A 22252-nucleotide genomic window follows, 5' to 3' on the forward strand; every position below is an offset into this window, starting at 1 on the left:
TAAAGATGATTTCAGCGCTTAGTCTGAAGTCATCTTTTTTTCATTTTATAAATAATAAATAAAGCGATAAACCAAATTGGTGTTAACAGCAGTGCTGTTCGCGTAGCCTCAGAAATAAACATCACAATTAATAAAAAGGCGAAAAATACAAGTATGACATAGTTGATAAAAGGTGTCAGCGGTGCTTTGAAGATTGAAGCTTCATGTAAGGCACGGTTTTTTCGTTTGTAGATAATGTGGGAAATGATGATAATGCTCCACACCCATATAAAACAAATCGCACTGATTGTCGTCACAATACTAAAGGCGTTCTCTGGCATCAACTTACTTAGCAGCGCACCAACTGATACAACAATAGCAGAAATAACGAGTGCATTACTTGGCACACTGTTTTTGTTGAGCTTTGCGAAGGCTGGAGATGCCTGTTTATTGTTACCAAGATTATAGAGCATTCGACTTGTGGAGAATAACCCGCTGTTACCTGCTGAAGCCGCTGAAGTAAGCACAACAAAATTTATAATACCAGCAGCAATCGGGATACCTGCTAATGTAAACACTTGGACAAAAGGACTGCTTGAAGCAGACATTTCATACCATGGGTTAATACATAAAATGACAAATAATGCCCCTACATAGAAAAGCAAAATGCGAAATGGAATTTTATTTATGGCAGAAGGAATATTTTTTTGAGGATCTGCTGTTTCAGCTGCTGAAACCCCCACTAATTCCACACCAACAAATGCAAAGACAACCATTTGGAACGCCATTAAAAAGCCGTATATACCATTTGGGAACATGCCCCCATGTGCCCACAGATTTTCAACCGATACTGTTCCTGAGCTAGTTTGAAAGCCAGTTATTAACATAATAAGACCAATAATAATAAGTGCTACAATCGTAATAACTTTAATAATAGCGAACCAAAATTCTAACTCACCAAAAAGTTTAACGGTTAATAGATTTAGTAGTAGTAACAAGACGAGGCAACCAATGGCTGGCACCCATTGTGGGATATCAAACCAATATTGTGCATAAACCCCCACCGCAATAATGTCCGCCATCGCCGTCATAATCCAACAGAACCAATAGGTCCATCCTGTTACATAACCCGCCCAAGGCCCTATGTATTCAGATGCAAAATCTGTAAATGAAGTGTAGCCTGCATTGGATAGTAACAATTCACCTAAGGCGCGCATCACAAAAAATAGCGCGGTCCCTACAATTAAGTAGGCTAGAATGATCGAAGGCCCTGCTAAGGCAATGGCTTTCCCAGAGCCTAAAAATAATCCAGTCCCAATTGTTCCACCAATGGCAATAAGCTGCACATGGCGATTTTTTAAATCTCGTTTTAATTGTTGCTGTTCCACGTTAATCCCCCTCAAAGATGCATAAAAAACTATGACTGGAAAAATAAAAAGAGACTAGTTGTGACACTAGTCTCGGAAAAACGTCAGAATAACAAATACCATTTATTCGCAGATGTCTACATGAAATAGTGTAGCATCGCTTATAAAAGCTGTATTACTCCTCTGTCCTTTTGCCTGAGATAGTGAACCCTTCGGCGACGCAATGTGCGCTCTCTCCAGAACTGCTCCTGCTATAGTTTGATCCATAGCATTCATAGCTTATTAACTTGATAATCAATTATTATTGTAAGATATTATACATCCTAACAGTGCTTAAAAAATTATTCAACAATAAATTTTAACTATTTTCAGAAAAATAGAAGAATAGGGTTCGTAACGGGTCTATCCCTAACGAAAAATAGTATTTTTGGTCATAGAAAGTGTTTCATGAAGGGGTTTTTAAAATATGAGGTGAATTGGCTAATTTTATGGAAGCAAATAGGGTGATAATGCGTAATCTTATGGGGGAATTAGTGTAAAGTGCTCTTTTTTATTGGAGGATTGCTCAACATAGCTGTCGAAGCGGTCATTTTATAAGGAACCTGCTCCAAAAGAAGATAAACGTGCTCAGCTGAAATAGATATAATATAGTAGAAACTCTGAATTTTTTAAAAAAGAAGCCGTCTCATAGTTCTTTGAGACGACTTTTTTTCGTGAGAGAATTAATATTTTTTTGCTTTTATTTTACCTGTCCAAGTTTTGAAGCCACCTTGTAGTTGGTAAATTTGGTTGTACCCACGTTTTTTAAGAAATAGTGCAGCACGTGAGCTACGGCCTGTATTTTGACAGTATAGATATACTGGTAAATCTGGGCGGATTTCTTTATAACGTTGACGTAATGTTGTCGAAGGAACATTTCGTGCACCAAGAATATGACCAGCATCAAATTCTTTTTGCTCACGAACATCGATCAGCTGGGCTTTACGATAGCCTTCTATGAATTGCTCTTGTGTTAGGTTGGTTACGGCTTTTTTGAGTCGTAGTGCATTAATTCCGATATATGCAATTGTGACTACTAAAACGACACCGATTGTGATAAGTATGTCCAAGATTTTCTTACCCCTTTCTATCTTCTCTATTATTATAAAAGATGCGCTAGCGATAGTCCAATGAGTTTGATAAAATTAACTAGGTTGTGGCGAAATCGTCTTTTTCGTTACAAAAGCAATCGTTCGCAACTTGAACAATAGCATAATATTCGTTAAAGTTGAACCACAGGTGGGGCCTGATGGATCATTTTATATTTGTAGGAGATGAACATATGACAACTTGGTATTTTTTAAATTCAGGGAAATGTAGTCCTTCTTTTAATATGGCACTAGATGAAGCATTACTTGATTGGCATAGTGAGGGGTTAATTCCACCAGTAATTCGTTTCTATGAGTGGGAGCCTGCGACATTGTCCATAGGTTATTTTCAACAAGCCAAAAGAGATATTAATTTAGATGCTGTACGTGAACAAGGCTTAGGGTTTGTGCGACGTCCAACTGGTGGACGAGCTGTCCTACATGAACATGAGCTAACTTATAGTGTCATTGTGACGGAAAGCTATCCGAATATGCCAGAGTCTGTGACAGAGGCATATCGTGTGTTAAGTGAGGGAATCCTGCAAGGCTTCCACAACTTAGGTATGGATGCCTATTTTAGTGTACCTGATACAGAGGAGAAAAGAGCTGACCTGAAGAGTCCGAAAAGTGCTGTTTGCTTTGATGCGCCAAGTTGGTATGAACTTGTCGTAGAAGGAAAAAAAATAGCGGGAAGCGCCCAAACACGTCAAAAAGGTGTCATTTTACAGCATGGCGCAATTTTATTAGATTTGGATCAAGAGAAATTATTATCCGTATTTAATTTCTCCAGTGAAGAAGCGAAGAATCGTATGCGTAGAAAGCTACCGGAAAAGGCTGTTGCCATCAATAGTCTTGTAAAAGAGCCAGTGACAGTTGAGCAATGTGTGACAGCTTTTAGAGATGGCTTTGCAAAATCGTTGCAAATTGAACTAAAACCATTTACACTTTCTGAGGAGCAATTAGAATATGTCCGCGCTTTAGAAGAAAAAAAATATGCTTCAGATGAGTGGAACTTTAAAAAGTAAAAAATGGTATGAAAAAAATATTTTTTAACGTTCAATCCTAGTCATAACAAGTAGTTCTGAATCTATTAAAAAAAGCAAGAGTTGAATTAAAAATCTATATATAGTATCTTTTTTAAAGACATATACACAATATGTAGTGTTTAACAACACAAGATATTGTGTATTTATTTTGTAATGAAGAAAACAAGGGAGGCAAAACGATGGTACTCACAAATCATCAACCCGAAGTAAACAATCAATTTGAACAGTTAAACAAAGATATTGAACAATTCCCGCAGGTACACCCCGTAACATCTGATATGCATATTACACACAAAGGTGTATCGAGACTTGTCATGATCGATCGCTATTCGTTTAAAGACACAGAAAAGAAAACATTGAAAGCCGGCGACTTTGTTGTATTAACGGTAAAAGCTGATCCGAAATTTCCTGCACGTGGTTTAGGGACAATTCAAAAATTGGATCTGTCCACAAAAACAGCAGAGATTTTAATTGAAGAGGATTATCGTAGCGCATTAGACGATCCGCAAGAGCAAGAAACGGGAGTGATTACGCGTTCAATTGACGTGTTAGAAAAGCCTCTTGAGATATTTTATGAACAAATTGCAAAACGAAATGCAACAGGCCTTGCTGCTGTTGAAAAAACACCAGAAAAACGCCAGGAGTGGTTTGAGAAATTTTATAACCAATTAGTCTCTTTAAAATTCATCCCTGCTGGGCGAGTGATTTATGGAGCTGGTTCTGAAACAGATGTAACTTTCTTTAACTGTTACGTGATGCCATTTGTCGCTGACTCTCGTGAAGGGATCAGTGATCATCGTAAGCAAGTAATGGAAATTATGAGCCGTGGTGGTGGTGTAGGAACAAATGGTTCAACATTACGTCCACGCAACACATTAGCTCGTGGTGTAAACGGTAAATCATCTGGTTCTGTCTCATGGTTAGATGATATTGCGAAGCTGACTCATCTTGTCGAACAAGGTGGTAGCCGCAGAGGTAAGCATAATCTAGGTGCTTCTGCGTAAACAAACCTCGTGAATTGCTGGGAACTCTTTAACGGAAATATTGTCACTTTAATCGAGGTGGGAAATATGGATGTTTATGATGCGATGCAACCACAAACTTGTATAATATGTGGTTTTACAATAAATCATAATAAACAAGGATGGTTTACGTCTCATTTGAAAAATGAGCATAACTTAACATTAGATAATTATTTAATATCTTATTTTTACCCAATAGAAATGGTGATCTGCCAATATATTTTATGTAATAAAAAGGTTAAACTGAGGCGAGGTATTCCAAATCAATTTTGTAGTAGAAGCTGTCGAGGAAAAGGTGAGCCATTAACTTGTGTAATTTGTGGAAAACTATTCGATGAAAAAAATCGGCAGACTAAAACTTGTAGTAAAGAGTGTGCAAGTAGACTTCGATCACAAAATACAGGTAAGTGGCATAATGACATGCCAAATGAACAAAAAAAGGTTCATTTTAAAAATATCATTTCAAAAACAGCTAAAACTAGAAAAATAAATGGAACGCCTTCATGGAATAGTGGTAAAACAGGAGTTTATAGTAGAGAAACCATTGAAAAGATTCGACAAGCTGCATTAAAGCAAATAGAGAGGGAAACGTTTAGAAAAACTAGTATTGAAAAAGCTTTAGAGAATTTCTTAGTTGAACAATCAATCACCTACAAATATTCCTTTATATTTGAAGGTGCGCAGTTTGATTTCTTACTAGTTGGGACAAATATTCTAATTGAATGTGATGGTGATTTTTGGCACGGGAATCCAAAATTTTATTCCTCTTTTTATGAAGTACAAAAGAGAATAAAAGCTAGGGATATCGAAAAAAATCAAATTGCAGCAGCTAATGGATACACTTTACTCCGTTTTTGGGAAGATGAGATAAAAAATGATTTTGAAAATGTTAAAAAACGCATTATAAATGCACTGCTAGCTACAACGTAATCGGAAACGGTAAACGTGAATGCTTGAAAATAGTAGTGGGATAAAGACAATCAGCAGCCAAGCTCCTTTTAAAGGGGAAGGTTCAACGACCATCGAAAACACGCTAAGTTAGCGGAAGTGAGTAGAGTAGGAGTGAAGCCACTCCGAAGTGCGAGGGCATCTAATAAGATGTAAGATATGGTCTCAACTTCTATGGTGACATAGAGAGTGGGTGTAGCGAACCCGCGTAAGAAATCGGCACAAATGATTATGCTAGCAGATTGGCATCCAGATATTGTGGAGTTTATTATTTCCAAAATGCAAAATCCACGTATTCTGCGTTACCTGATTGAAAATACAACGGATGAAACAATCATTCGTCTAGCCAAAGAAAAATTAAACTTCAAGCCACTTTCTATGCAAGAAGAAGCGATGTATCAAGGCATCGTGAATTATAAAAACATTGAAGGCTTAGGTGGATTTGATACAGCGATCATTCGTGAGGCTGAAAATAAATTACGTGATGGTGGCACGTACACTGTTCATAACCCAGAGTTTTTAACAGGTGCCAACATTTCTGTGACATTAACAAAAGAATTTATGGAAGCAGTTGAAAAAGACGCTGACTTTGAGCTTCGTTTCCCAGCCGTTGAAGAATATACAAAGGAAGAAATGAGCGTTTACAACACGAAATGGCATGAAGTTGGTGATGTTCGTGAATGGGAGAAAATGGGCTATAAAGTCCGCACATACCGTACAATTAAAGCAAAAGAGTTATGGAATTTAATTAATGTATGTGCAACATACTCGGCAGAGCCAGGTATTTTCTTTATCGACAACGCCAACGACATGACAAATGCAAAGGCATATGGTCAAAGTGTTGTAGCGACGAACCCGTGTGGTGGACTTCGCCTCACGTTAAAAATTGCGGGATAAAGCGGGAAGGCTGAGATGCTAATCCGAACCGAAGGCTAATGGTAAAGCTTTAGTCAGGGGCAACGCATACCCGGTGATCCTACTTAGTAGACTATAATCCGGGCACGAGACCGCAACATTACACATTCATTAAAATCCAAAATTGCCTAGTGTAAGAAAGGCTGTGATAGAAATGAATAGAGGTTATGCAGGCTTTTATAAATCATATTATTTAAGAAGTTCATATGAGTATGCATACGCCAAATTTCTAGATTATCATTCCATTTCTTGGGGCTATGAGGATAGAGTATTTAATATAGGATACAAATTTTATAAACCTGATTTTTTCTTTTATAACGATGCCGGCAATCTTGTAAAGATTGTAGAGATTAAGTCTCGCGATTACGAGGCGAAAGAGAAAGCTCTAAAGGACCTAAATGTTATTAAAACAACTTATGGTATTGATTGCGAATTGATTTCCTATGAAGAGTTGCTCGATATGTATAAATTTGTTCCATTTTCACTCACATCAACGATTACAGAATGGATAGAGTCGAATAATACAACAATAAACAAAGCTGTATTTGGTAAATACAACGGACATTTCAATCAAAAACATACTGACCAAACAAAAAGAAAAATCGGTCAGCACACTAAGAAGTTGTGGGAATCCAATAGTCCAGCAAAAGCTAGAATGATTGAAGGTTTAAGAAAATCTGGCTTGGTACAAAAAGGTAAGCAGAAGAAGCCCAGAGAGCAAAGAATTTGCAAAAGTTGTGGGCGTGAATTTGAAGTAATTGTTACTTCATCCAAATTGTTTTGTACTCAAGTGTGCGCTGGAAATTCAAATATAAAAATCGCCACACAAGTTTATGTTGAAAATCGAGCAAGTATACATCAAGAAATCAAACAAACTGTCATACAATGGGCAATCGATCATACTGAAATAATAACGGTAACACCCTTGAATAAAATAAAATCAACGCTTAATCCATTAATTGAGCATATTTATCAAGATTTTGGTGTTAAAGATTTTAGAGTAATTTCAAAAGCAGTCTTTGGTGAAGATAGAGGAAGAAAAGAATTATTAAGGTTTATGAAAAAAGTGTGTAATGAAAATGTATGCTGAACTTGCAGGAATTGAACTGTAAGAACTAAAGGATAAAAAGCCTTTAGGATAACAATTATTGGAACAACCACTTGCACCATATTCTGTGTGTAACTTAGCTGCTGTGAATTTAGCACAGTTTGCGAATAAAGAAAATCAATCTGTTGATTACGAAGCACTACGTGAAACAGTTCGTGTTGGTGTTCGTATGCAGGATAACGTGATTGATGCGACACCGTACTTCTTAGAAGAAAACCGTGTACAAGCTCTTGGTGAGCGTCGTGTTGGTTTAGGCGTTATGGGCTTAGCTGATTTGCTGATTTACTGTGAAAAAGAATATGGTTCAGATGAAGGTAATGCGTTAGTTGATGAAATCTTTAAAACAATCGCTGAAACTGCGTATGAGGCGTCTACAGAGCTTGCGAAAGAGCGTGGTAGCTTCCCATTCTTAGTAGGTGCTACAGACGAAGAAACAGCTCGTTTACGTAAAGCCTTTACAGAGACAGGCTTTATGCAAAAAATGCCTGCTCATATCAAAGAGCAAATTTTAGCGACTGGTATCCGTAACTCACATTTATTAACGGTTGCACCAACAGGGTCCACAGGAACAATGGTAGGGGTAGCAACAGGTCTTGAGCCATACTTCTCCTTCACGTACTATCGTTCTGGTCGTCTAGGTAAATTCATTGAAGTAAAAGCTGAAATTGTCCAAGAATATTTGAACCGTCATCCAGAAGTAAATGAGCAAGAGCTTCCAGAATGGTTCGTTACAGCAATGGAGCTAAAACCAGAAGCGCATGCGGATGTGCAATGTATTATTCAAAAATGGATCGATTCATCTATTTCTAAAACTGTAAACGCACCAAAAGGGTATACAGTACAGCAAGTTGAAAAAGTGTACGAGCGACTATATAAAGGTGGCGCTAAGGGTGGTACGGTTTATGTTGACGGTAGCCGTGATTCACAAGTACTTACACTAAAAGCAGAAGAAAATGATATGGATCAACTTTCATTTGAAGAGGAATTGGTTGAAGAACATACAAGACGTCCAGTCGTATTAGTAGATACGATTCAAGCGTTAGAGTCAACAACGGTTATTGGCTCAGACGTTGGGAATACATGCCCAGTATGCCGTAAAGGCACAGTCGAAGAAATGGGCGGCTGTAATACATGTACAAACTGTGGCGCACAGTTGAAATGCGGTCTGTAAATTAAATTTAATAACAGTTGTTGTATCTTTAAAACAAAGTTTAACCGTTTGTAATACAGTTGTACCGTTTTGAAAAAAGTTATACCGTTTTGAAAAAAGATGAACTGTTTTTTAGATCTTAGAATAATAATTTATAATAGTTTGATCAAAAATCCTGTTAAATGCAGGATTTTTTCCTTATTCAGCAATCGGACCAAATTGTTGAGGAACGTTTTCAATGGATTTATTGTTGAAATATAGAGTTAGATAAAGATAAACTCCATTTTGACCAATCTTTTTTCAAAATGGAGTTTTTGCATTTGCTGATAAATAAAGTCTGAAGGTAAATTTTTGATCAATATATATTCTGAAGCTATATTCACTTATTTTTTATTTGTAAGTAAATCTTTATTTGGTTGGGAAAATGAAGCAAGGAGGTGAAATAATCCAGGTAAGACAATTAACATACCAACAATCGCATATATTTGTCGCGTACTTAAATCTAAAAATGTTGAGGAAGCAAATAATATCCCTAATGGCATGGTAACTCGAATGAATAGTAATCGAACTGCACTTAGTTGGGTTAAACGATCTCTAGGTGCTTCACGCTGAAAAATTGCTGCACTTTGAGCATTGAATAAAGGAAATACCATTCCTCCAAGCAATTCACACACCCATGCAATAGGAACTGAATTTACAAAAAACAAGAGTACGAATGAAAGACCTCCTCCTATTAAACCTAGGTACATAGTTTGATAAGTTTTTGGTAACTTCGTAAGTAGTACCATACCTACAGCATAACCGACCGGGAAAGACCCAGAAAAGATCGCATATTCCCAAGAATGACCATTAAGGTCTCCTCGTATAAAAGGAATACTTAAAACCATCGTTGCTCCAACTGCAAACTGTACCGTGGAAGAAAGAATGGTAAGTCGAAAAAGATTTGGATATTTAAAGAATGTTCGATAGCCTTCCTTCATTTCTGCCCACCAAAATTTCTTTGTCCAAGTTGCCACTTTCTTCTTACTTGATTGAGGGATACGTGAAAGTGCGAGAAAACTGACGAGGAACAGTACAGATGAAAATCCATATATAAAATGTATAGGACTGACCAACAGCAATAATGAAGTTGCTCCAGGAGCGATAAAACTCATAAGTCGAATAGTTCCATCTAGTAATGCATTTGCTTCGACAAGTTCTTTCTCTTTACAAATTTCTGGTAGAAGTGAAAAAGATAGACTTGCGTAAATTGGTTGCATCAAGCCTAACAAACATTGTAAAACGACTAATCCTAAAATGGTCCCCACGTCTGTACCAATTAAATAACCAACAATTGGAAGGATGTAGGCTCCAGCACGAATCAACTGTATGTTTTGAAGCATTTTCTCCTTCACAACATGGTTTAGGAAAGGCGCACTAATGCCTTGCAAAATTAAAGAGGGGATAAAATATACAAGCCAAAGTACACCCATCCATTCCCTTGAACCTGTCAATTCATAAAGTAACAATCCATTCATGATTCCTCCAGCTGCTCCACCAAATTCGGATACAATTTCACCTATCCAAAGTGCTTTAAATGAATTAGAGAACTTATTCATTTGTGAACCCCAGGTACTGAGTGAGTCGTCCAGAAAAAGCGTTAATCTGCGTTAGATTTGCCGAATAGATACCTTTATCAACACGAATAAACTTTGCTGCTTTCAATATAGAAAGTTGGTGATGTAGTGTTGTTTTAGATGTATTAAACTGCACGCTCAACTCTTGAAGTGATAAAGGTCCCTTTAAAAGTTGATAAAGCAATTTCAATCGAAGTTCATCCCCTAAGGCCTTATGACCACGAATTAACTCATTTGATGGAACACCAGGCTCTATCAAATATTCTTCCTTTAAAGGATAAAAGAAAAGTTTGGTATCAGGTGTGCGTTTTTCTAAGATCCAAGGACGATAAGATACGTGTGGAATTAATTTGACATTCCAGACAGAAGGTTCAGGGAGATACTTGATTCCACCCGTAATTCGTTCGATTTCCTCAATAGGATTTGTTATATCCAATGATTTGTATTGTTTCTGTTCAAAAGAAAGCGCATGAGTCCATTTTTCCCATTCTTCTTGTTGACTTACCCACATGTACCACTCAACCAATGTATTGTTGAATAGGTCACAAATTTCTTGTTGTGTATAACGATTAAGATTACGCACATACTCACCTAAGTAATCGTGGCCTTCAAAATATGTCGCATACTTCTCAAATAATTCACCTCGATGATGTTCAGTGGCTGTCGCTTTTCTTATAGGTTCAGTATTCCGATCTTTGTACGGCAAAAGTATGTCATAAAAGCGAGCAATTGGAATTTCTGAAAGTTGATTCGAAAAATCTTGAACAGATAATGCAGATAGTTTATCTTGAAGCATAATCAGTCCATACCATAAATTGGTCTCCTCAATCACTTTTAAATGTTTTAATAATGATGAAGGCATTGAATCTTGCTCTGATAACCACTTTCCATCTAAATCGAATGTATGTCGAAGTTGCCTATGTGTGTAACCTGCAATACCAAGTATCACTTCCCAAACAGGTGAGGATTCTACTTGTAAGGAAATACTTTCAGCTGGATATGGGGAATAAAGGTGTTTCATAAAAGAGCCTCCTTATTATGTATTTCCTAAATTCTAATATAATAGAATTCATTATTCAATAAATTTAGAATAATAGTTTCTGCTCCTCCCTAAAGAAGATATTTGAGCATATTAAACTTATTCTATTAAATGGTGCGTTTATTTAGGAACGCGTCTTTTTCGTTTAAAGGGCCATTTGGTTGAATAACTGCCTCTAAAGAGATTTGTACATTTATGTTAAAATTTAGGGGTAGTTCTTGAAAACAACTTGGTTATTTAATAAGAGTTTTCCGTTATTGCAATAGATACTTTATTTATAGTAGAAGAAGTGAGGGATTAACATGTTCTTTGTTCAAATGTCTGGCTTTCCTGGGTCTGGAAAGTCTACACTTTCTCGTCAAATTGCTGAGCGTACAGGAGCAGTCATAATAGACCACGACATTGTAAAATCTGCTTTATTACAGTCAACAGAAGAAATTCAAATCGATTCAAAATTAACTGGTAAGATTTCATATAATATTGATTGGTCTTTAATTGAATTTTACTTATCACAAGGACAAAATGTAGTATTTGATAGCCCTTGCCTTTATCAAGAAATGGTAGATCGAGGAATTGCTATGTCAAAAAAATATAATGTGAAGTACAAATATGTTGAGTGCTACCTTGATGATCTTCAAGAGATTAATTTTAGATTGAAAAATCGAGAAAGAATGATAAGTCAAATAAGTGAGGTAACTTCCGAAGAGAATTTTAAATATACATTAGTCAATAGTAAAAGACCCACTGATTATCAGTGCATAGTTGTAAATACTGGCGAACCTATCGATAGTTATATTAATGACGTTGTAAATTACATAAAGAAATGAGTTGTAAATATTTTTATTCAATTAAAGGGCGCGATTGTGGAGCAACATAGGTTGAAAACAATCAAGCTTTTTTATAAAAACCTAACTTAAAACTGCTAAAGAGGTATTCCTTTTGATCAATCTTTTTTTCAAAAGGGTTTCTTCTTATTTATCATAAAATAAGGGTTTGCGAGGTATTTTTGCTCAAACTTTATTCCAAACCAACAAGTTGTAACTTTTTACCCCTTTAGATAAGATAAAATAAAGGGGTATTTTTGTTTAAATGGTAATATTTACTTATTAATTCGGATAAGAAGTTTTGAAATGAGAAGGGGGGATGTAAGTATAGATGTTTCACAAATAGTTGAAAGAATTAATGAACTTTTTAATGTAACGAATAAGGAAATCTATGCTAGTGAATCTGGGGTTACATACCATGCAGATAAAGAAGTGAAGAAAATAGGATACTGTGTTAACCTAACGCTTGAAACGATAGAGGAAGCAAGAATTCATGGAGTGGACATGATGATAACACACCATGATGCATGGGATGAAATCTATGGATTAAAAGAGGCATGCACTGAAAAACTAGCAGCGTATGGTATAAGCCATTACTATAATCACTTACCACTTGATGACTGTAACTTTGGCACAAATGATAGCTTAATAAAAAAATTGAATTTAGAGATTATTAAAAGAACCCATGAATGGGAAGGACTATTCTTCGGTAGAATTGCTCAATATGAGAAAGAAATTGAATTTAAAGATTTCGTAACAAAACTTGAATTTTTACTTGAAGAACCCGTTAGATTTTGGCAGTTCAATGACAAAATGGTGAATCGAGTAGGCTTAGTCTGTGGAAACGGAGGCACAACAGCTTGCCTGAAGGAAGCGGTTGAAAATAAATGTGATGTATACATTTCAGGAGAATGTAATTTATATACAATTCAATATGCTCAATTTAAAGGAATAAATCTTATCATTGGAAGCCATACCTTCACAGAATTCTTTGGCATTCAAAGTTTAGCATTAAAATTGAATGACAATAAAAAAGAACTTGAAGTAGTCAGACTAAATGAAGAACATTATGAAGCGAATATTAGAATAAAGCTTAAGGAGACAAGCATATGACGTTATATTCTGTCCTAGTGGCGAACAGTGCTTTACAAACAGTTGATTGTACAGGAATTGCTGAAATAACAGTAAGAGAATTAAAAAAATTATATCCAATTACAGAGAGTACACCAACACAGCCGTGGCATTTGATGGATGATGATGCACGAGTTTTACATGCAGCAGATGAATCGGCTTTTGGAAATTTGAATATATTCGAATGGAATAATCCACTTTACGACTTAGAGTTTTATAATGAAAAATCCTTTGTATACGGCATCGAGGGAAATTGGGGTCCTCAATTTTTAGAAGATTTTTTAAGTTATTTGAAGGAACATATACAACCAGAGCAAGGTGCTGAATTAATTAGGTTCTGGGCAGGGGATTATGATAAAAAACTAAAAAGCCGTCGTATCACGATGGAAGACCTTGAATTGCATCACCTTGAAAGCTTAAAGAACGAGGAATACATACGTGTCGCTTTTGTATAGCTACCTCTGAATGATGGAACTCCACATAATAAAAAGCAAAAACATAAAGCAATAGATGAAAAGGCAAATCAAGCACTATTTCCAAATTCAGAAGATGAGGTAGAAATTTTATCAAAAGAAGAAGATGAATTATTTCAGGATAATTAATCTTAACTATCTACATGTTAGCAAGACAAAATTGATTAACCTCATTCATAGAGTGGTAGAGGTTAGAAAATGGGATAGGTATAGTTACTCGCCATTATCAAATCCACCTCCAATAATATAGCGGTAGGTTTGAGGGAACAGATACCTAATCGAAAGCTGTCATTTTGTTTCAAAAAGGCAGCTTTCTTAGTGTTGAAAAATAAAACAGTCAATTGAAAGGTAGAAATGGATTTCGTTGCAAGCTACTTGCTTTACTGTGGGCGACCGCCAAGCCGCTTCCTCCACTACCGCTCCGTTTAGTGGCTCGCCTGTCTCTCTATCCCACGGGAGTCAAGTAGCCTTCCACTCCAACCCACCAAAGTGTTACCTTTTTAGCGAAAGTTTTTTAGTAAATTGAAGGTGTTCACTACTCTTTATGAAATGGTGTTGTCAAGCATCACATCTCCACATTGAAAATAACCGATTTGATCGCTCCACTACTATGAAAAAAGTAAAGACATTTTGCAGAATAGTTGATTGGAGTGGAGCCAGCGTCACAGATGAGACCCTGCAGCTCATCGGACGCCCCCTGGAAAGGACGCTGGCGGAACGGAAATCAACCTCTCACCTTGCAAAGTTACTTTTTCTGCTGTTGACATCATCTTTTTTCAACAACATGAAAGCTGTCATTTTGTTTCAAAAAGGCAGCTTTTTATATACAGCACAATCAATGCTCTTTACATTTAGGAATTACAACAGGAAGGTCTTTTTATTTGATGATAGATTTTAGAAGGAGTATTCTTCAAAATGTGGAATTAAAATAAAGTTCGCTAAAAAGATGCATTTTACTATTGTCGATACTCAGTTTTAGTGGTTTGGCACATCACTTTATTAATCATTACATGTTTGGAAACAGAATGAACAATAAAAGGAGAGAAAAACATGAGTATAGAAATTTTTAATGGAGAACGATCTGTAGAGAGTGTGCAATTTGAAAAATTATTGTTTTCACAAAGTAATAAAAAGAGCTTTTCTAGTATTGAAAATGCTCAACAATTTATTAAGCAAAGAGGAACAGAAAATATTCACCCCTATGTGATTGGGGAGGATGTCAATCTTTTAAGTGATTTGAAGGAGCAAACATTCGAGGATATGCAGGTTTTTATTTTAAATGACCAAAAGTCTTCATCACAAATGGTGATTCTTTATATTCATGGTGGAGCTTGGACGAATCAACCTTTAAATTTACACTGGTTGTTCATGGATAAAATGGCACAAGCCTTAAATGCAAAAGTTATTGCGCCTATCTATCCAAAAGTCCCTCATTTTAGCTATCAAGATACGTACCCAAAGATGCTCAGCTTATATAAAGAGATTCTAGCATCTATTGAAAGCTCCAATCAATTAACCATTATAGGAGATTCAGCAGGTGGAAATATAGCACTTGGTCTAATTCAACTGTTGAAGCGAGACGGTCTGCCTCAACCACAAGATATTATTTTATTGTCGGCATGTGTTGATATGAGTTTAGAAAATCCACTTATTCAGGAATATGAAGAAAACGATCCCATGTTAGCTAGTGAAGGAATGGAAGTCATAACAAAAATATGGGCAGCTGATAAAGCTCTAAAGGATCCAATAATTAGTCCAATTTACGGCGATTTTCAAGGAGTTGGCAAGATAACTCATTTTATTGGGTCCCACGAAAGCTTATATCCAGATGCAATACAGTTTGATGAAAAGCTAACAGAACAAGGCGTTGCAATCAATACCTTTGTTTATCCTAAGATGAATCATGTGTTTGTTGTGATGCCAATCCCTGAGGCAGTGGATGCGCAACAGAAGATTATCAATACCCTAAGTAAATAATTCACAGAAAAACGTGTTTTGAGCCATTCAAAATACGTTTTTTTCTATGTACATTTTTAGCAAGGTTTATTTATCTGTAGATGTTTGAAAAATAAAAGTGTCTCAAAACACTCAATCACTGCAATTGATTTGGGAAAATTTAATCAATCATTAGAGCTTACCTCCAATATTTTAAAAGCTCCTGAATATGATGGGTGTTTTTACAGCCCTACTAGTAAGTAAAAAAAGATTCTAAGTAAGCTAAGTTGTACCTTTAACCCCTTTGGATAGGCCTATCTAAAGGGTGTTTTTATTGTTCGCCAGAATCTTTGAGATTACCACTTATTCCTTGATAACGACCAGTTGTCGATAATCCATTTACAACATGTATGGAAAAATTTATAGTGAGGCGTAGAAAGGACAGTGATCATATGAAGGTGGAAATATCGATTGACCCTACATATAAAGAACCCAAAGTAATCATTCTCACAGATAAAATGACTGATGACATTGAGCATCTTATGCAAATTATTACTACGACAGCAGAAAGCACTTTATTAGCTTTCTCCCATAAAGGCGTTGAATTGATCGATAGTAAGGAGATTGTGCGTATTTATACAGAGCAAAAAAAGGTTTGTGTCCAGAGCATTCACGGTGTTTATACGGTACGTTTGCGTCTTTATGAGCTGGAGGAAAAGCTCAATCCTCAAATGTTTCTCCGTATTTCAAATGCTGAAATAGTCAATCGCTACATGATCAAGCATATGGACATTAGTAGAACAGGTACAATCGGAGTTGAATTGAAGAATGGCACGAAAACATACGCTTCTAGGCGTTATGTAAGCAAAATTAAGAAGCAATTAGGAATCTGAGGTGATAAATATGCGAAAAGACATTTTAACACGTATTATTGGTGGATTTTTGATCGGTATAGTGATGGGACAAATTGTGCAATTTTTTGTATCAATGGGCATAGGGCAAGGAAAATATGTTTGGGTGGTACCAGAATTTCGTGCTTACTTTACAGATGAAATAAGTGCAATAATTACTCAAATTCTATTAACGGGTGTTATTGGCATTACCTTTGCTCTTGCTGCACTTATTTTTGAAATGGCTAGCTGGGGAATGTTGAAGCAATATTTCGTCCACTTTTTCATAACGGCAATGATTTGGATACCGATTGTAACGCTACTATGGATGCCAAAAACGATGGCTAATATTTTTTCTCTCGTATCCAGTTTTCTCGGAACTTATATTGTGACATGGGTTTTACAATATAGATTTTCACAACGTGACATAGAAAAAATTAATGCGATTCTTACCAATCGAGGTGAAGAGCAGGATGATTAACATAAGAGATTTAACAAAGCTTTATAAAGAGCGTATAGTCGTTAATCAATTAAATTTACAAATCCATCAAGGTGAACTTTTCGCTCTTTTAGGACAAAATGGTGCTGGCAAAACAACCACAATCAAAATGTTGTGTGGGCTCCTTTCACCTACAGATGGGGATGCCACAATAGATGGAAAAAGCATTGTGCAAAATACACAGGCTGTAAAACAAGTTATTAATATTTCTCCTCAAGAAACGGCCATTGCGCCTAATTTAACGGTATATGAAAATCTATTATTATTCAGTCAGATTTATGGCTACGAAAAAGAAAAAGCACAACAACAAGTATATGACAAAATGGCCTTATTCGGACTGACACCATATCAGCATGACAAGGCTAAGACACTATCTGGCGGCTACCAGCGTCGTTTAAGTGTAGCAATGGCTTTAATGTCAAACCCAAAGGTATTGTTCCTCGATGAACCGACTTTAGGGATGGACATACGGGCAAGGAATGATGTATGGAACATATTGAAGCACTTAAAAGGACATGTCACGATTATTTTGACCTCCCATTATTTGGAGGAGATAGAGGCTTTAGCTGATCGTGTAGGAATTATGCATCATGGGCAAATATGTGCACTAGGCACGATCCAACAATTGATCAGTGAAACAGGCAAGCATTCTTTAGAAGAGGTATTCTTGGAAAAAACAGAGGAGGCGTTATTGTGAGGGTAGCTGCGTTTGCAACAAGGAATCATAAAGAGATTGTCCGTGATCCAATCACTTTATTATTTGGTATAGGCTTACCAATTCTTTTATTGGGCTTATTTTCTGTTATGCAAAAAAATATGCCATTTGCTTTATATGAAATGAATAACCTAACACCGGGCGTCATTGTATTTAGTTTTTCTTTTCTCACACTGTTTTCAGGAATGCTACTAGGAAAAGATAAAAGTTCATCCTTTTTAATGAGGATTTTTGTTTCTCCTTTGTCTGCCGCTGATTACATTTTAGGGTATATGATACCTTTACTACCAATAGCTCTGCTACAAATTTTTGTTTGTTTAGCTACCGCCATGTTTTTAGGGTTGCCATTTAATAAGTCTATCCTCTTTATGATTCTTGTACTTCTAATAATTTCACCACTCTATATTAGTTGTGGATTATTATTTGGGACATTATTTACAGATAAGCAGGTAGGAGGGATATTTGCCATCTTTGTTAATGTGACAACTTGGTTAAGTGGAACATGGTTCGAATTAGATATGATTGGTGGAACATTTCAAAAGATTGCGCAACTTTTACCTTTCATGCACGCAGTCAATGCAGCTAGGGCTATCTTACATGCAGAGTATGCTGATGTGTTTTATTCACTTATTGTTGTCATTGGTTATTCAATAATTATGACAATTCTCGCCATCTTTATGTTTAAGCAGAAAATGCAAGGTAGTACAACATGAAAAAAAGGCAGCTCCGACGTCGTTGGGCTGCCTTTTTTATTAATCATGATTTAATGTCGCAGCAATTTCAGGTTGCTGCTCTACTTGGCGTAGCATATTAAAGGAAGCAATCGCTACTTCTACTTGATCGTCCTTTGGTTCACGAGTTGTTAGTAATTGTAGCCATAAGCCTGGGTAGCCAAGGAAGCGTAGCACTGGAATATTACGACAAGCATTTGTTGCTTGTAAGACTTCAAATGAGATACCCAAAACAACAGGAATTAATAGAATACGATCTAAAATACGAAGCCACAGTGGATCTGTAGGCACAAAGAAATATAAAAACATGCCGACGAACACTGTAAATAGAATGAAGCTACTGCCACAACGATAGTGGAGGCGGGATTGAGCTTGGACGTTTTTTACGGTAATGTCTAAGCCAGCCTCATAGCAATTAATCACCTTATGCTCTGCACCATGGTACTGAAAAACTCGTTTAATGAGGGGCGTTAACGAGATAAAATATAAATAGGCTAGCAGTAATAATAGTTTAATACCGCTTTCCAGTAAAATTTGTCCCGTTTTTCCTTCAATCCATTTTGAGAAAAAATCAGCTATAAAAACAGGAATTAATGTAAAGGCAAATTTTCCAAATAAAAAGGAAAGAATACCTACTACAGCAACGCCCAGTATCATTTGAAGTTTAGAGCCTTCTTCTTTATGATCTTCCTCTTCCCCAGGTGTCACATCATAACGATCCCCAGCAAATTGCATGTGACGAGAACCTAAGCCAGCGGATTCAATTAGCGCGACAACGCCTCGTACAAATGGAATTTTTTTAAGCTTTTGTAACAAAGGTTTTTGTACTTTTTTGAAATGATAATAATCAATGGAATCATCGTTACGTCGAATGGCTGTAACAGTATGTTCCTTTCCTCCGAACATCACACCCTCTAATTGTGCTTGTCCCCCGTATACAGGTGAATTGCTCAAGGCTAACACCACTCTCTTTATATATTTCAACTGTACCATTGTACTAAATTTAGTGAAAAACCTCTACCGTTACGCATAGTAAATTTTCTATATGGCTACACTAATCGTACATTTTAGGAAATGATTAGTATGCATAAAGGAGGTATATAGTGAAAGTAGCGACGATTACAGCACTTGTCAACGCGCTTGTTTTAGCGCTGTGCTTAAAGGGTTTACATTATTTCCATCTCATTAAATGGCATCCGATAGGGTTTTATAAAAAATGGAATTGGTTTGAAGAAAGCTCCAAATTATTTCAATGGACCTTTTTTATTTTTCTACTATTTATTATCGGCTTATTTTTATACATGACTATGCGCTATGTATATATCATCCCGGCTGTCTTTTCTTCCCTTTTATTAGGTCTTTTGGTGACCATCACATTGGAGTGGATTGCTTTAGATTTGCCATTACAACTTACGTCTTTTAAAAAACTGTCGATTCCATTTATGGTGATCGTCATTTGTTTATTACGTTTCTTGCTGGAAACCGCCAATTTCCATCAGAGGGAACATACGGCACAAAAACAAAATTAAAGGTACAAAATATCCCCTTCGTTTAAGGGGATATTTATGGCACCACTAGTTGAAATTAGTTGCTGAATGCACGGTGTATGATAAAATAAATGGCAAGTACATAGAAAGAGGCGAATAGAAGCGTGAAGTTATTATGTTTGAATGGACCTAACTTAAATCGACTTGGTAAACGAGAGCCACATATTTATGGACATGAAACATTGGATGATGTTCGCGAAAATGTTCAAAATCTTGCGGCTTCTTTAGGTGCTACAGTTGAATTTCGTCAATCCAATCATGAAGGGGTACTAATAGATTGGGTGCATGAAGCAGAGGACGAAAAATATGATGGTATTATCTTTAATCCTGGTGCATATACCCATACAAGCATCGCGTTACATGATGCGATAGCAGGTATTTCTGTGCCGGTTATCGAAGTACATATTTCCAATATCCACAAACGTGAGGCTTTCCGACATCATTCCTATCTTGCTCCGGCCTGCCTTGGTCAAATTTGCGGACTAGGTACGAAAGGCTATGAACTGGCACTACGTACATTTATCGAGAGGGAGAATTGATTATGTTGAAATTACAAAAGCTACGTAAAGCACTTCAAGAACAAAGCATCGATGGTATTTTAATAACGAATGGGTACAACCGTCGCTATATGACAGGTTTTACAGGGACAGCAGGCGTAGCAATTGTGTCTCAAAATGATGCTGTATTTATTACAGATTTCCGTTATACAGAGCAGGCTGCTGCACAAATCCAGGACTTCCGTATTGTTAAGCATGAAGCCACAATTATTGAAGAAATAGCTACTCAAGTAAATAATATGGGTATCAAATTATTGGGCTTTGAGAAAGATACTGTAAGCTATGGCACTTATGAACTGTATAAATCGAAGGTCCAAGCAGATTTAGTGCCGATTTCTGGGCTAATTGAAAAAATTCGCTTGATTAAGACGGAACAAGAGATTAATATTATTAAGGCTGCGTGTGAAATTGCAGATCACGCATTTACACATATTTTAGGCTTCATCAAGCCTGGTAAAACCGAGCTTGAGGTTTCGAATGAATTAGAATTTTTCATGCGTAAACAAGGAGCAACTCAGTCTTCGTTTGACACGATTGTTGCGTCTGGTCTTCGTTCAGCATTACCACACGGCGTTGCAACGAATAAAGTGATTGAAAAAGGCGACTTTGTTACATTAGACTTTGGTGCGCTTTATAATGGCTATATTTCGGATATTACACGTACTGTGGCTGTGGGAGAACCATCTGAAAAATTGGTAGATATGTACAATACAGTCCTTGCTTCTCAACTGTTAGCACTTGAAAAAGTGGGTCCTGGATTAACAGGCATTCAAGCGGACGCGATTGCACGTGACTACTTAAAAGAAAAAGGATATGGCGAAGCATTTGGTCATTCTTTAGGACACGGTATTGGTCTTGAAGTACATGAAGGCCCTGGCTTATCGATGCGTTCTGATACAGTGCTAGAGCCAGGTATGGCCGTGACGATTGAACCAGGTGTTTACTTACCTGGAATCGGTGGTGTCCGTATCGAGGATGATATTTTAATCACAGAAACGGGTAATGAACTACTTACACATTCGTCAAAAGAACTCATTATTTTATAAACTTTGGAGGAACACAAATGATCTCAGTAAACGATTTCCGTACAGGTCTAACAATTATTGTTGATGGCCAATTATACCGCGTGTTAGATTTCCAACACGTGAAACCAGGTAAAGGTGCTGCATTCGTACGTTCTAAATTACGTAACCTACGAAACGGCTCAGTGAATGAAAAAACATTCCGCGCTGGTGAAAAAGTTGAAAAGGCACAAATCGATAATCGTAAAATGCAATATTTATATGCACAAGGTGACGAGCATGTATTTATGGACTTGGAATCATATGAGCAAACTGAACTAGCTTCATCTGCTATTGAGTATGAATTAAAATTCCTAAAAGAAAACATGGAAGTGCATATTCAATCTTACCAAGGTGAAATGTTAGGTGTTGAATTACCAAACACTGTTCAATTAGAAGTAACAGAAACAGAACCAGGAATCAAAGGTGATACAGCTTCTGGCGGTACAAAACCTGCTACTCTTGAAACAGGTCTAATCGTACAAGTACCATTCTTCGTTAACCAAGGTGACGTTTTAATCATTAACACAGATGAAGGTTCTTACGTTTCACGTGCCTAATGATCAGCCTAC

The 22252-nt window shown here is 36.6% G+C and carries 20 protein-coding genes, 3 pseudogenes and 1 riboswitch; of the genes and pseudogenes, 18 read left to right on the plus strand and 5 right to left on the minus strand.

Annotated elements, in window-relative coordinates; genetic code table 11:
• Positions 1-29 precede the first annotated feature (29 nt).
• Both V1L66_RS08615 and V1L66_RS08620 read right to left on the minus strand, forming a co-directional pair.
• Positions 30-1367, minus strand: coding sequence for an amino acid permease (locus V1L66_RS08615; RefSeq protein WP_312124265.1), 1338 nt, complete (start codon positions 1365-1367; stop codon positions 30-32).
• A 152-nt stretch (positions 1368-1519) separates the two neighbouring features.
• A riboswitch (glycine riboswitch) is annotated at positions 1520-1596 on the minus strand.
• 472 nt (positions 1597-2068) lie between these two features.
• On the minus strand, positions 2069-2455 hold the full coding sequence (locus V1L66_RS08620; protein ID WP_004231073.1) for a rhodanese-like domain-containing protein: 387 nt from the start codon (positions 2453-2455) through the stop codon (positions 2069-2071).
• A gap of 263 nt (positions 2456-2718) precedes the next feature.
• Between V1L66_RS08620 and V1L66_RS08625 the strand changes: the two genes are divergently transcribed.
• From V1L66_RS08625 to V1L66_RS08650, 6 genes and pseudogenes are all read left to right on the plus strand, one after another.
• Positions 2719-3498, plus strand: a complete 780-nt coding sequence (locus V1L66_RS08625; protein WP_004231074.1) for a biotin/lipoate A/B protein ligase family protein — start codon at positions 2719-2721, stop codon at positions 3496-3498.
• A 200-nt stretch (positions 3499-3698) separates the two neighbouring features.
• Positions 3699-4496, plus strand: a pseudogene (locus V1L66_RS08630) (ribonucleotide reductase N-terminal alpha domain-containing protein); the annotation flags it as partial.
• A gap of 93 nt (positions 4497-4589) precedes the next feature.
• Entirely contained in the window at positions 4590-5471 is an 882-nt protein-coding gene (locus V1L66_RS08635) for an endonuclease domain-containing protein (RefSeq protein ID WP_258859891.1), read from the plus strand.
• A 207-nt stretch (positions 5472-5678) separates the two neighbouring features.
• A pseudogene (locus V1L66_RS08640) lies at positions 5679-6353 on the plus strand (response regulator SirA); the annotation flags it as partial.
• Between the two features lie 205 nt (positions 6354-6558).
• Positions 6559-7494 (plus strand): hypothetical protein, encoded by a 936-nt coding sequence (locus V1L66_RS08645; RefSeq protein WP_036076534.1) that lies wholly within the window; start codon positions 6559-6561, stop codon positions 7492-7494.
• A 61-nt stretch (positions 7495-7555) separates the two neighbouring features.
• Positions 7556-8683, plus strand: a pseudogene (locus tag V1L66_RS08650) (hypothetical protein); the annotation flags it as partial.
• A gap of 362 nt (positions 8684-9045) precedes the next feature.
• Here V1L66_RS08650 and V1L66_RS08655 read toward each other — a convergent pair.
• Positions 9046-10260 carry an MFS transporter gene (locus tag V1L66_RS08655; RefSeq protein ID WP_333005846.1) on the minus strand — a complete coding sequence of 405 codons (1215 nt, stop codon included), beginning with the start codon at positions 10258-10260 and terminating at the stop codon, positions 9046-9048.
• On the minus strand, positions 10253-11299 hold the full coding sequence (locus V1L66_RS08660) for an ArsR family transcriptional regulator (protein ID WP_333005847.1): 1047 nt from the start codon (positions 11297-11299) through the stop codon (positions 10253-10255). Before V1L66_RS08660 ends, V1L66_RS08655 begins: the two co-directional genes overlap by 8 nt.
• 320 nt (positions 11300-11619) lie before the next feature.
• On the opposite strand from V1L66_RS08660, the gene V1L66_RS08665 reads away from it, so the two are divergent.
• The 8 genes from V1L66_RS08665 (at position 11620) to V1L66_RS08700 (ending at position 18497) form a co-directional block, all read left to right on the plus strand.
• Positions 11620-12144 (plus strand): ATP-binding protein, encoded by a 525-nt coding sequence (locus V1L66_RS08665; RefSeq protein WP_237898227.1) that lies wholly within the window; start codon positions 11620-11622, stop codon positions 12142-12144.
• Between the two features lie 303 nt (positions 12145-12447).
• Entirely contained in the window at positions 12448-13254 is an 807-nt protein-coding gene (locus V1L66_RS08670) for a Nif3-like dinuclear metal center hexameric protein (RefSeq protein ID WP_333005848.1), read from the plus strand.
• Positions 13251-13727 (plus strand): hypothetical protein, encoded by a 477-nt coding sequence (locus V1L66_RS08675; RefSeq protein ID WP_333005849.1) that lies wholly within the window; start codon positions 13251-13253, stop codon positions 13725-13727. Before V1L66_RS08670 ends, V1L66_RS08675 begins: the two co-directional genes overlap by 4 nt.
• 1068 nt (positions 13728-14795) lie before the next feature.
• On the plus strand, positions 14796-15722 hold the full coding sequence (locus V1L66_RS08680; RefSeq protein WP_333005850.1) for an alpha/beta hydrolase: 927 nt from the start codon (positions 14796-14798) through the stop codon (positions 15720-15722).
• A gap of 410 nt (positions 15723-16132) precedes the next feature.
• Entirely contained in the window at positions 16133-16573 is a 441-nt protein-coding gene (locus tag V1L66_RS08685) for a LytTR family DNA-binding domain-containing protein (RefSeq protein WP_048392281.1), read from the plus strand.
• A gap of 10 nt (positions 16574-16583) precedes the next feature.
• A complete protein-coding gene (locus tag V1L66_RS08690) occupies positions 16584-17051 on the plus strand; it encodes a DUF3021 domain-containing protein (RefSeq protein ID WP_333005851.1) in 468 nt (155 codons plus the stop codon).
• Positions 17044-17766 (plus strand): ABC transporter A family member, encoded by a 723-nt coding sequence (locus V1L66_RS08695; RefSeq protein ID WP_333005852.1) that lies wholly within the window; start codon positions 17044-17046, stop codon positions 17764-17766. The genes V1L66_RS08690 and V1L66_RS08695 overlap by 8 nt, the downstream gene beginning before the upstream one ends.
• Positions 17763-18497 carry an ABC transporter permease gene (locus V1L66_RS08700; protein WP_333005853.1) on the plus strand — a complete coding sequence of 245 codons (735 nt, stop codon included), beginning with the start codon at positions 17763-17765 and terminating at the stop codon, positions 18495-18497. The genes V1L66_RS08695 and V1L66_RS08700 overlap by 4 nt, the downstream gene beginning before the upstream one ends.
• A gap of 39 nt (positions 18498-18536) precedes the next feature.
• On the opposite strand, the gene V1L66_RS08705 is transcribed toward V1L66_RS08700, so the two are convergent.
• Complete coding sequence (locus tag V1L66_RS08705; protein WP_048392285.1) at positions 18537-19508, minus strand: DUF1385 domain-containing protein; 972 nt, start codon at positions 19506-19508, stop codon at positions 18537-18539.
• A 110-nt stretch (positions 19509-19618) separates the two neighbouring features.
• Between V1L66_RS08705 and V1L66_RS08710 the strand changes: the two genes are divergently transcribed.
• From V1L66_RS08710 to efp, 4 genes are all read left to right on the plus strand, one after another.
• Positions 19619-20044, plus strand: a complete 426-nt coding sequence (locus tag V1L66_RS08710; protein ID WP_036076551.1) for a hypothetical protein — start codon at positions 19619-19621, stop codon at positions 20042-20044.
• Between the two features lie 122 nt (positions 20045-20166).
• The gene (aroQ, locus tag V1L66_RS08715; RefSeq protein WP_016994744.1) at positions 20167-20601 is read left to right on the plus strand and encodes a type II 3-dehydroquinate dehydratase; all 435 of its coding nucleotides are present in this window, start codon (positions 20167-20169) and stop codon (positions 20599-20601) included.
• 2 nt (positions 20602-20603) lie between these two features.
• On the plus strand, positions 20604-21665 hold the full coding sequence (locus V1L66_RS08720; protein ID WP_016994743.1) for a Xaa-Pro peptidase family protein: 1062 nt from the start codon (positions 20604-20606) through the stop codon (positions 21663-21665).
• 17 nt (positions 21666-21682) lie between these two features.
• Positions 21683-22240, plus strand: a complete 558-nt coding sequence (efp, locus tag V1L66_RS08725; RefSeq protein ID WP_004231115.1) for an elongation factor P — start codon at positions 21683-21685, stop codon at positions 22238-22240.
• Positions 22241-22252: the final 12 nt, after the last annotated feature.

The sequence above is a fragment of the Lysinibacillus sp. IITD104 genome, from assembly GCF_036698265.2.
GTDB lineage: Bacteria > Bacillota > Bacilli > Bacillales_A > Planococcaceae > Lysinibacillus > Lysinibacillus boronitolerans.

Coding starts and splice junctions, on each gene's coding strand:
- V1L66_RS08625 (WP_004231074.1), top strand. CDS start 2,719: ATGGCACTAGATGAAGCATTACTTGATTGGCATAGTGAGGGGTTAATT.
- V1L66_RS08635 (WP_258859891.1), top strand. CDS start 4,590: ATGGATGTTTATGATGCGATGCAACCACAAACTTGTATAATATGTGGT.
- V1L66_RS08645 (WP_036076534.1), top strand. CDS start 6,559: ATGAATAGAGGTTATGCAGGCTTTTATAAATCATATTATTTAAGAAGT.
- V1L66_RS08655 (WP_333005846.1), bottom strand. CDS start 10,260: ATGAATAAGTTCTCTAATTCATTTAAAGCACTTTGGATAGGTGAAATT.
- V1L66_RS08660 (WP_333005847.1), bottom strand. CDS start 11,299: ATGAAACACCTTTATTCCCCATATCCAGCTGAAAGTATTTCCTTACAA.
- V1L66_RS08665 (WP_237898227.1), top strand. CDS start 11,620: ATGTTCTTTGTTCAAATGTCTGGCTTTCCTGGGTCTGGAAAGTCTACA.
- V1L66_RS08670 (WP_333005848.1), top strand. CDS start 12,448: ATGAGAAGGGGGGATGTAAGTATAGATGTTTCACAAATAGTTGAAAGA.
- V1L66_RS08675 (WP_333005849.1), top strand. CDS start 13,251: ATGACGTTATATTCTGTCCTAGTGGCGAACAGTGCTTTACAAACAGTT.
- V1L66_RS08680 (WP_333005850.1), top strand. CDS start 14,796: ATGAGTATAGAAATTTTTAATGGAGAACGATCTGTAGAGAGTGTGCAA.
- V1L66_RS08685 (WP_048392281.1), top strand. CDS start 16,133: ATGAAGGTGGAAATATCGATTGACCCTACATATAAAGAACCCAAAGTA.
- V1L66_RS08690 (WP_333005851.1), top strand. CDS start 16,584: ATGCGAAAAGACATTTTAACACGTATTATTGGTGGATTTTTGATCGGT.
- V1L66_RS08695 (WP_333005852.1), top strand. CDS start 17,044: ATGATTAACATAAGAGATTTAACAAAGCTTTATAAAGAGCGTATAGTC.
- V1L66_RS08705 (WP_048392285.1), bottom strand. CDS start 19,508: ATGGTACAGTTGAAATATATAAAGAGAGTGGTGTTAGCCTTGAGCAAT.
- V1L66_RS08720 (WP_016994743.1), top strand. CDS start 20,604: ATGTTGAAATTACAAAAGCTACGTAAAGCACTTCAAGAACAAAGCATC.
- efp (WP_004231115.1), top strand. CDS start 21,683: ATGATCTCAGTAAACGATTTCCGTACAGGTCTAACAATTATTGTTGAT.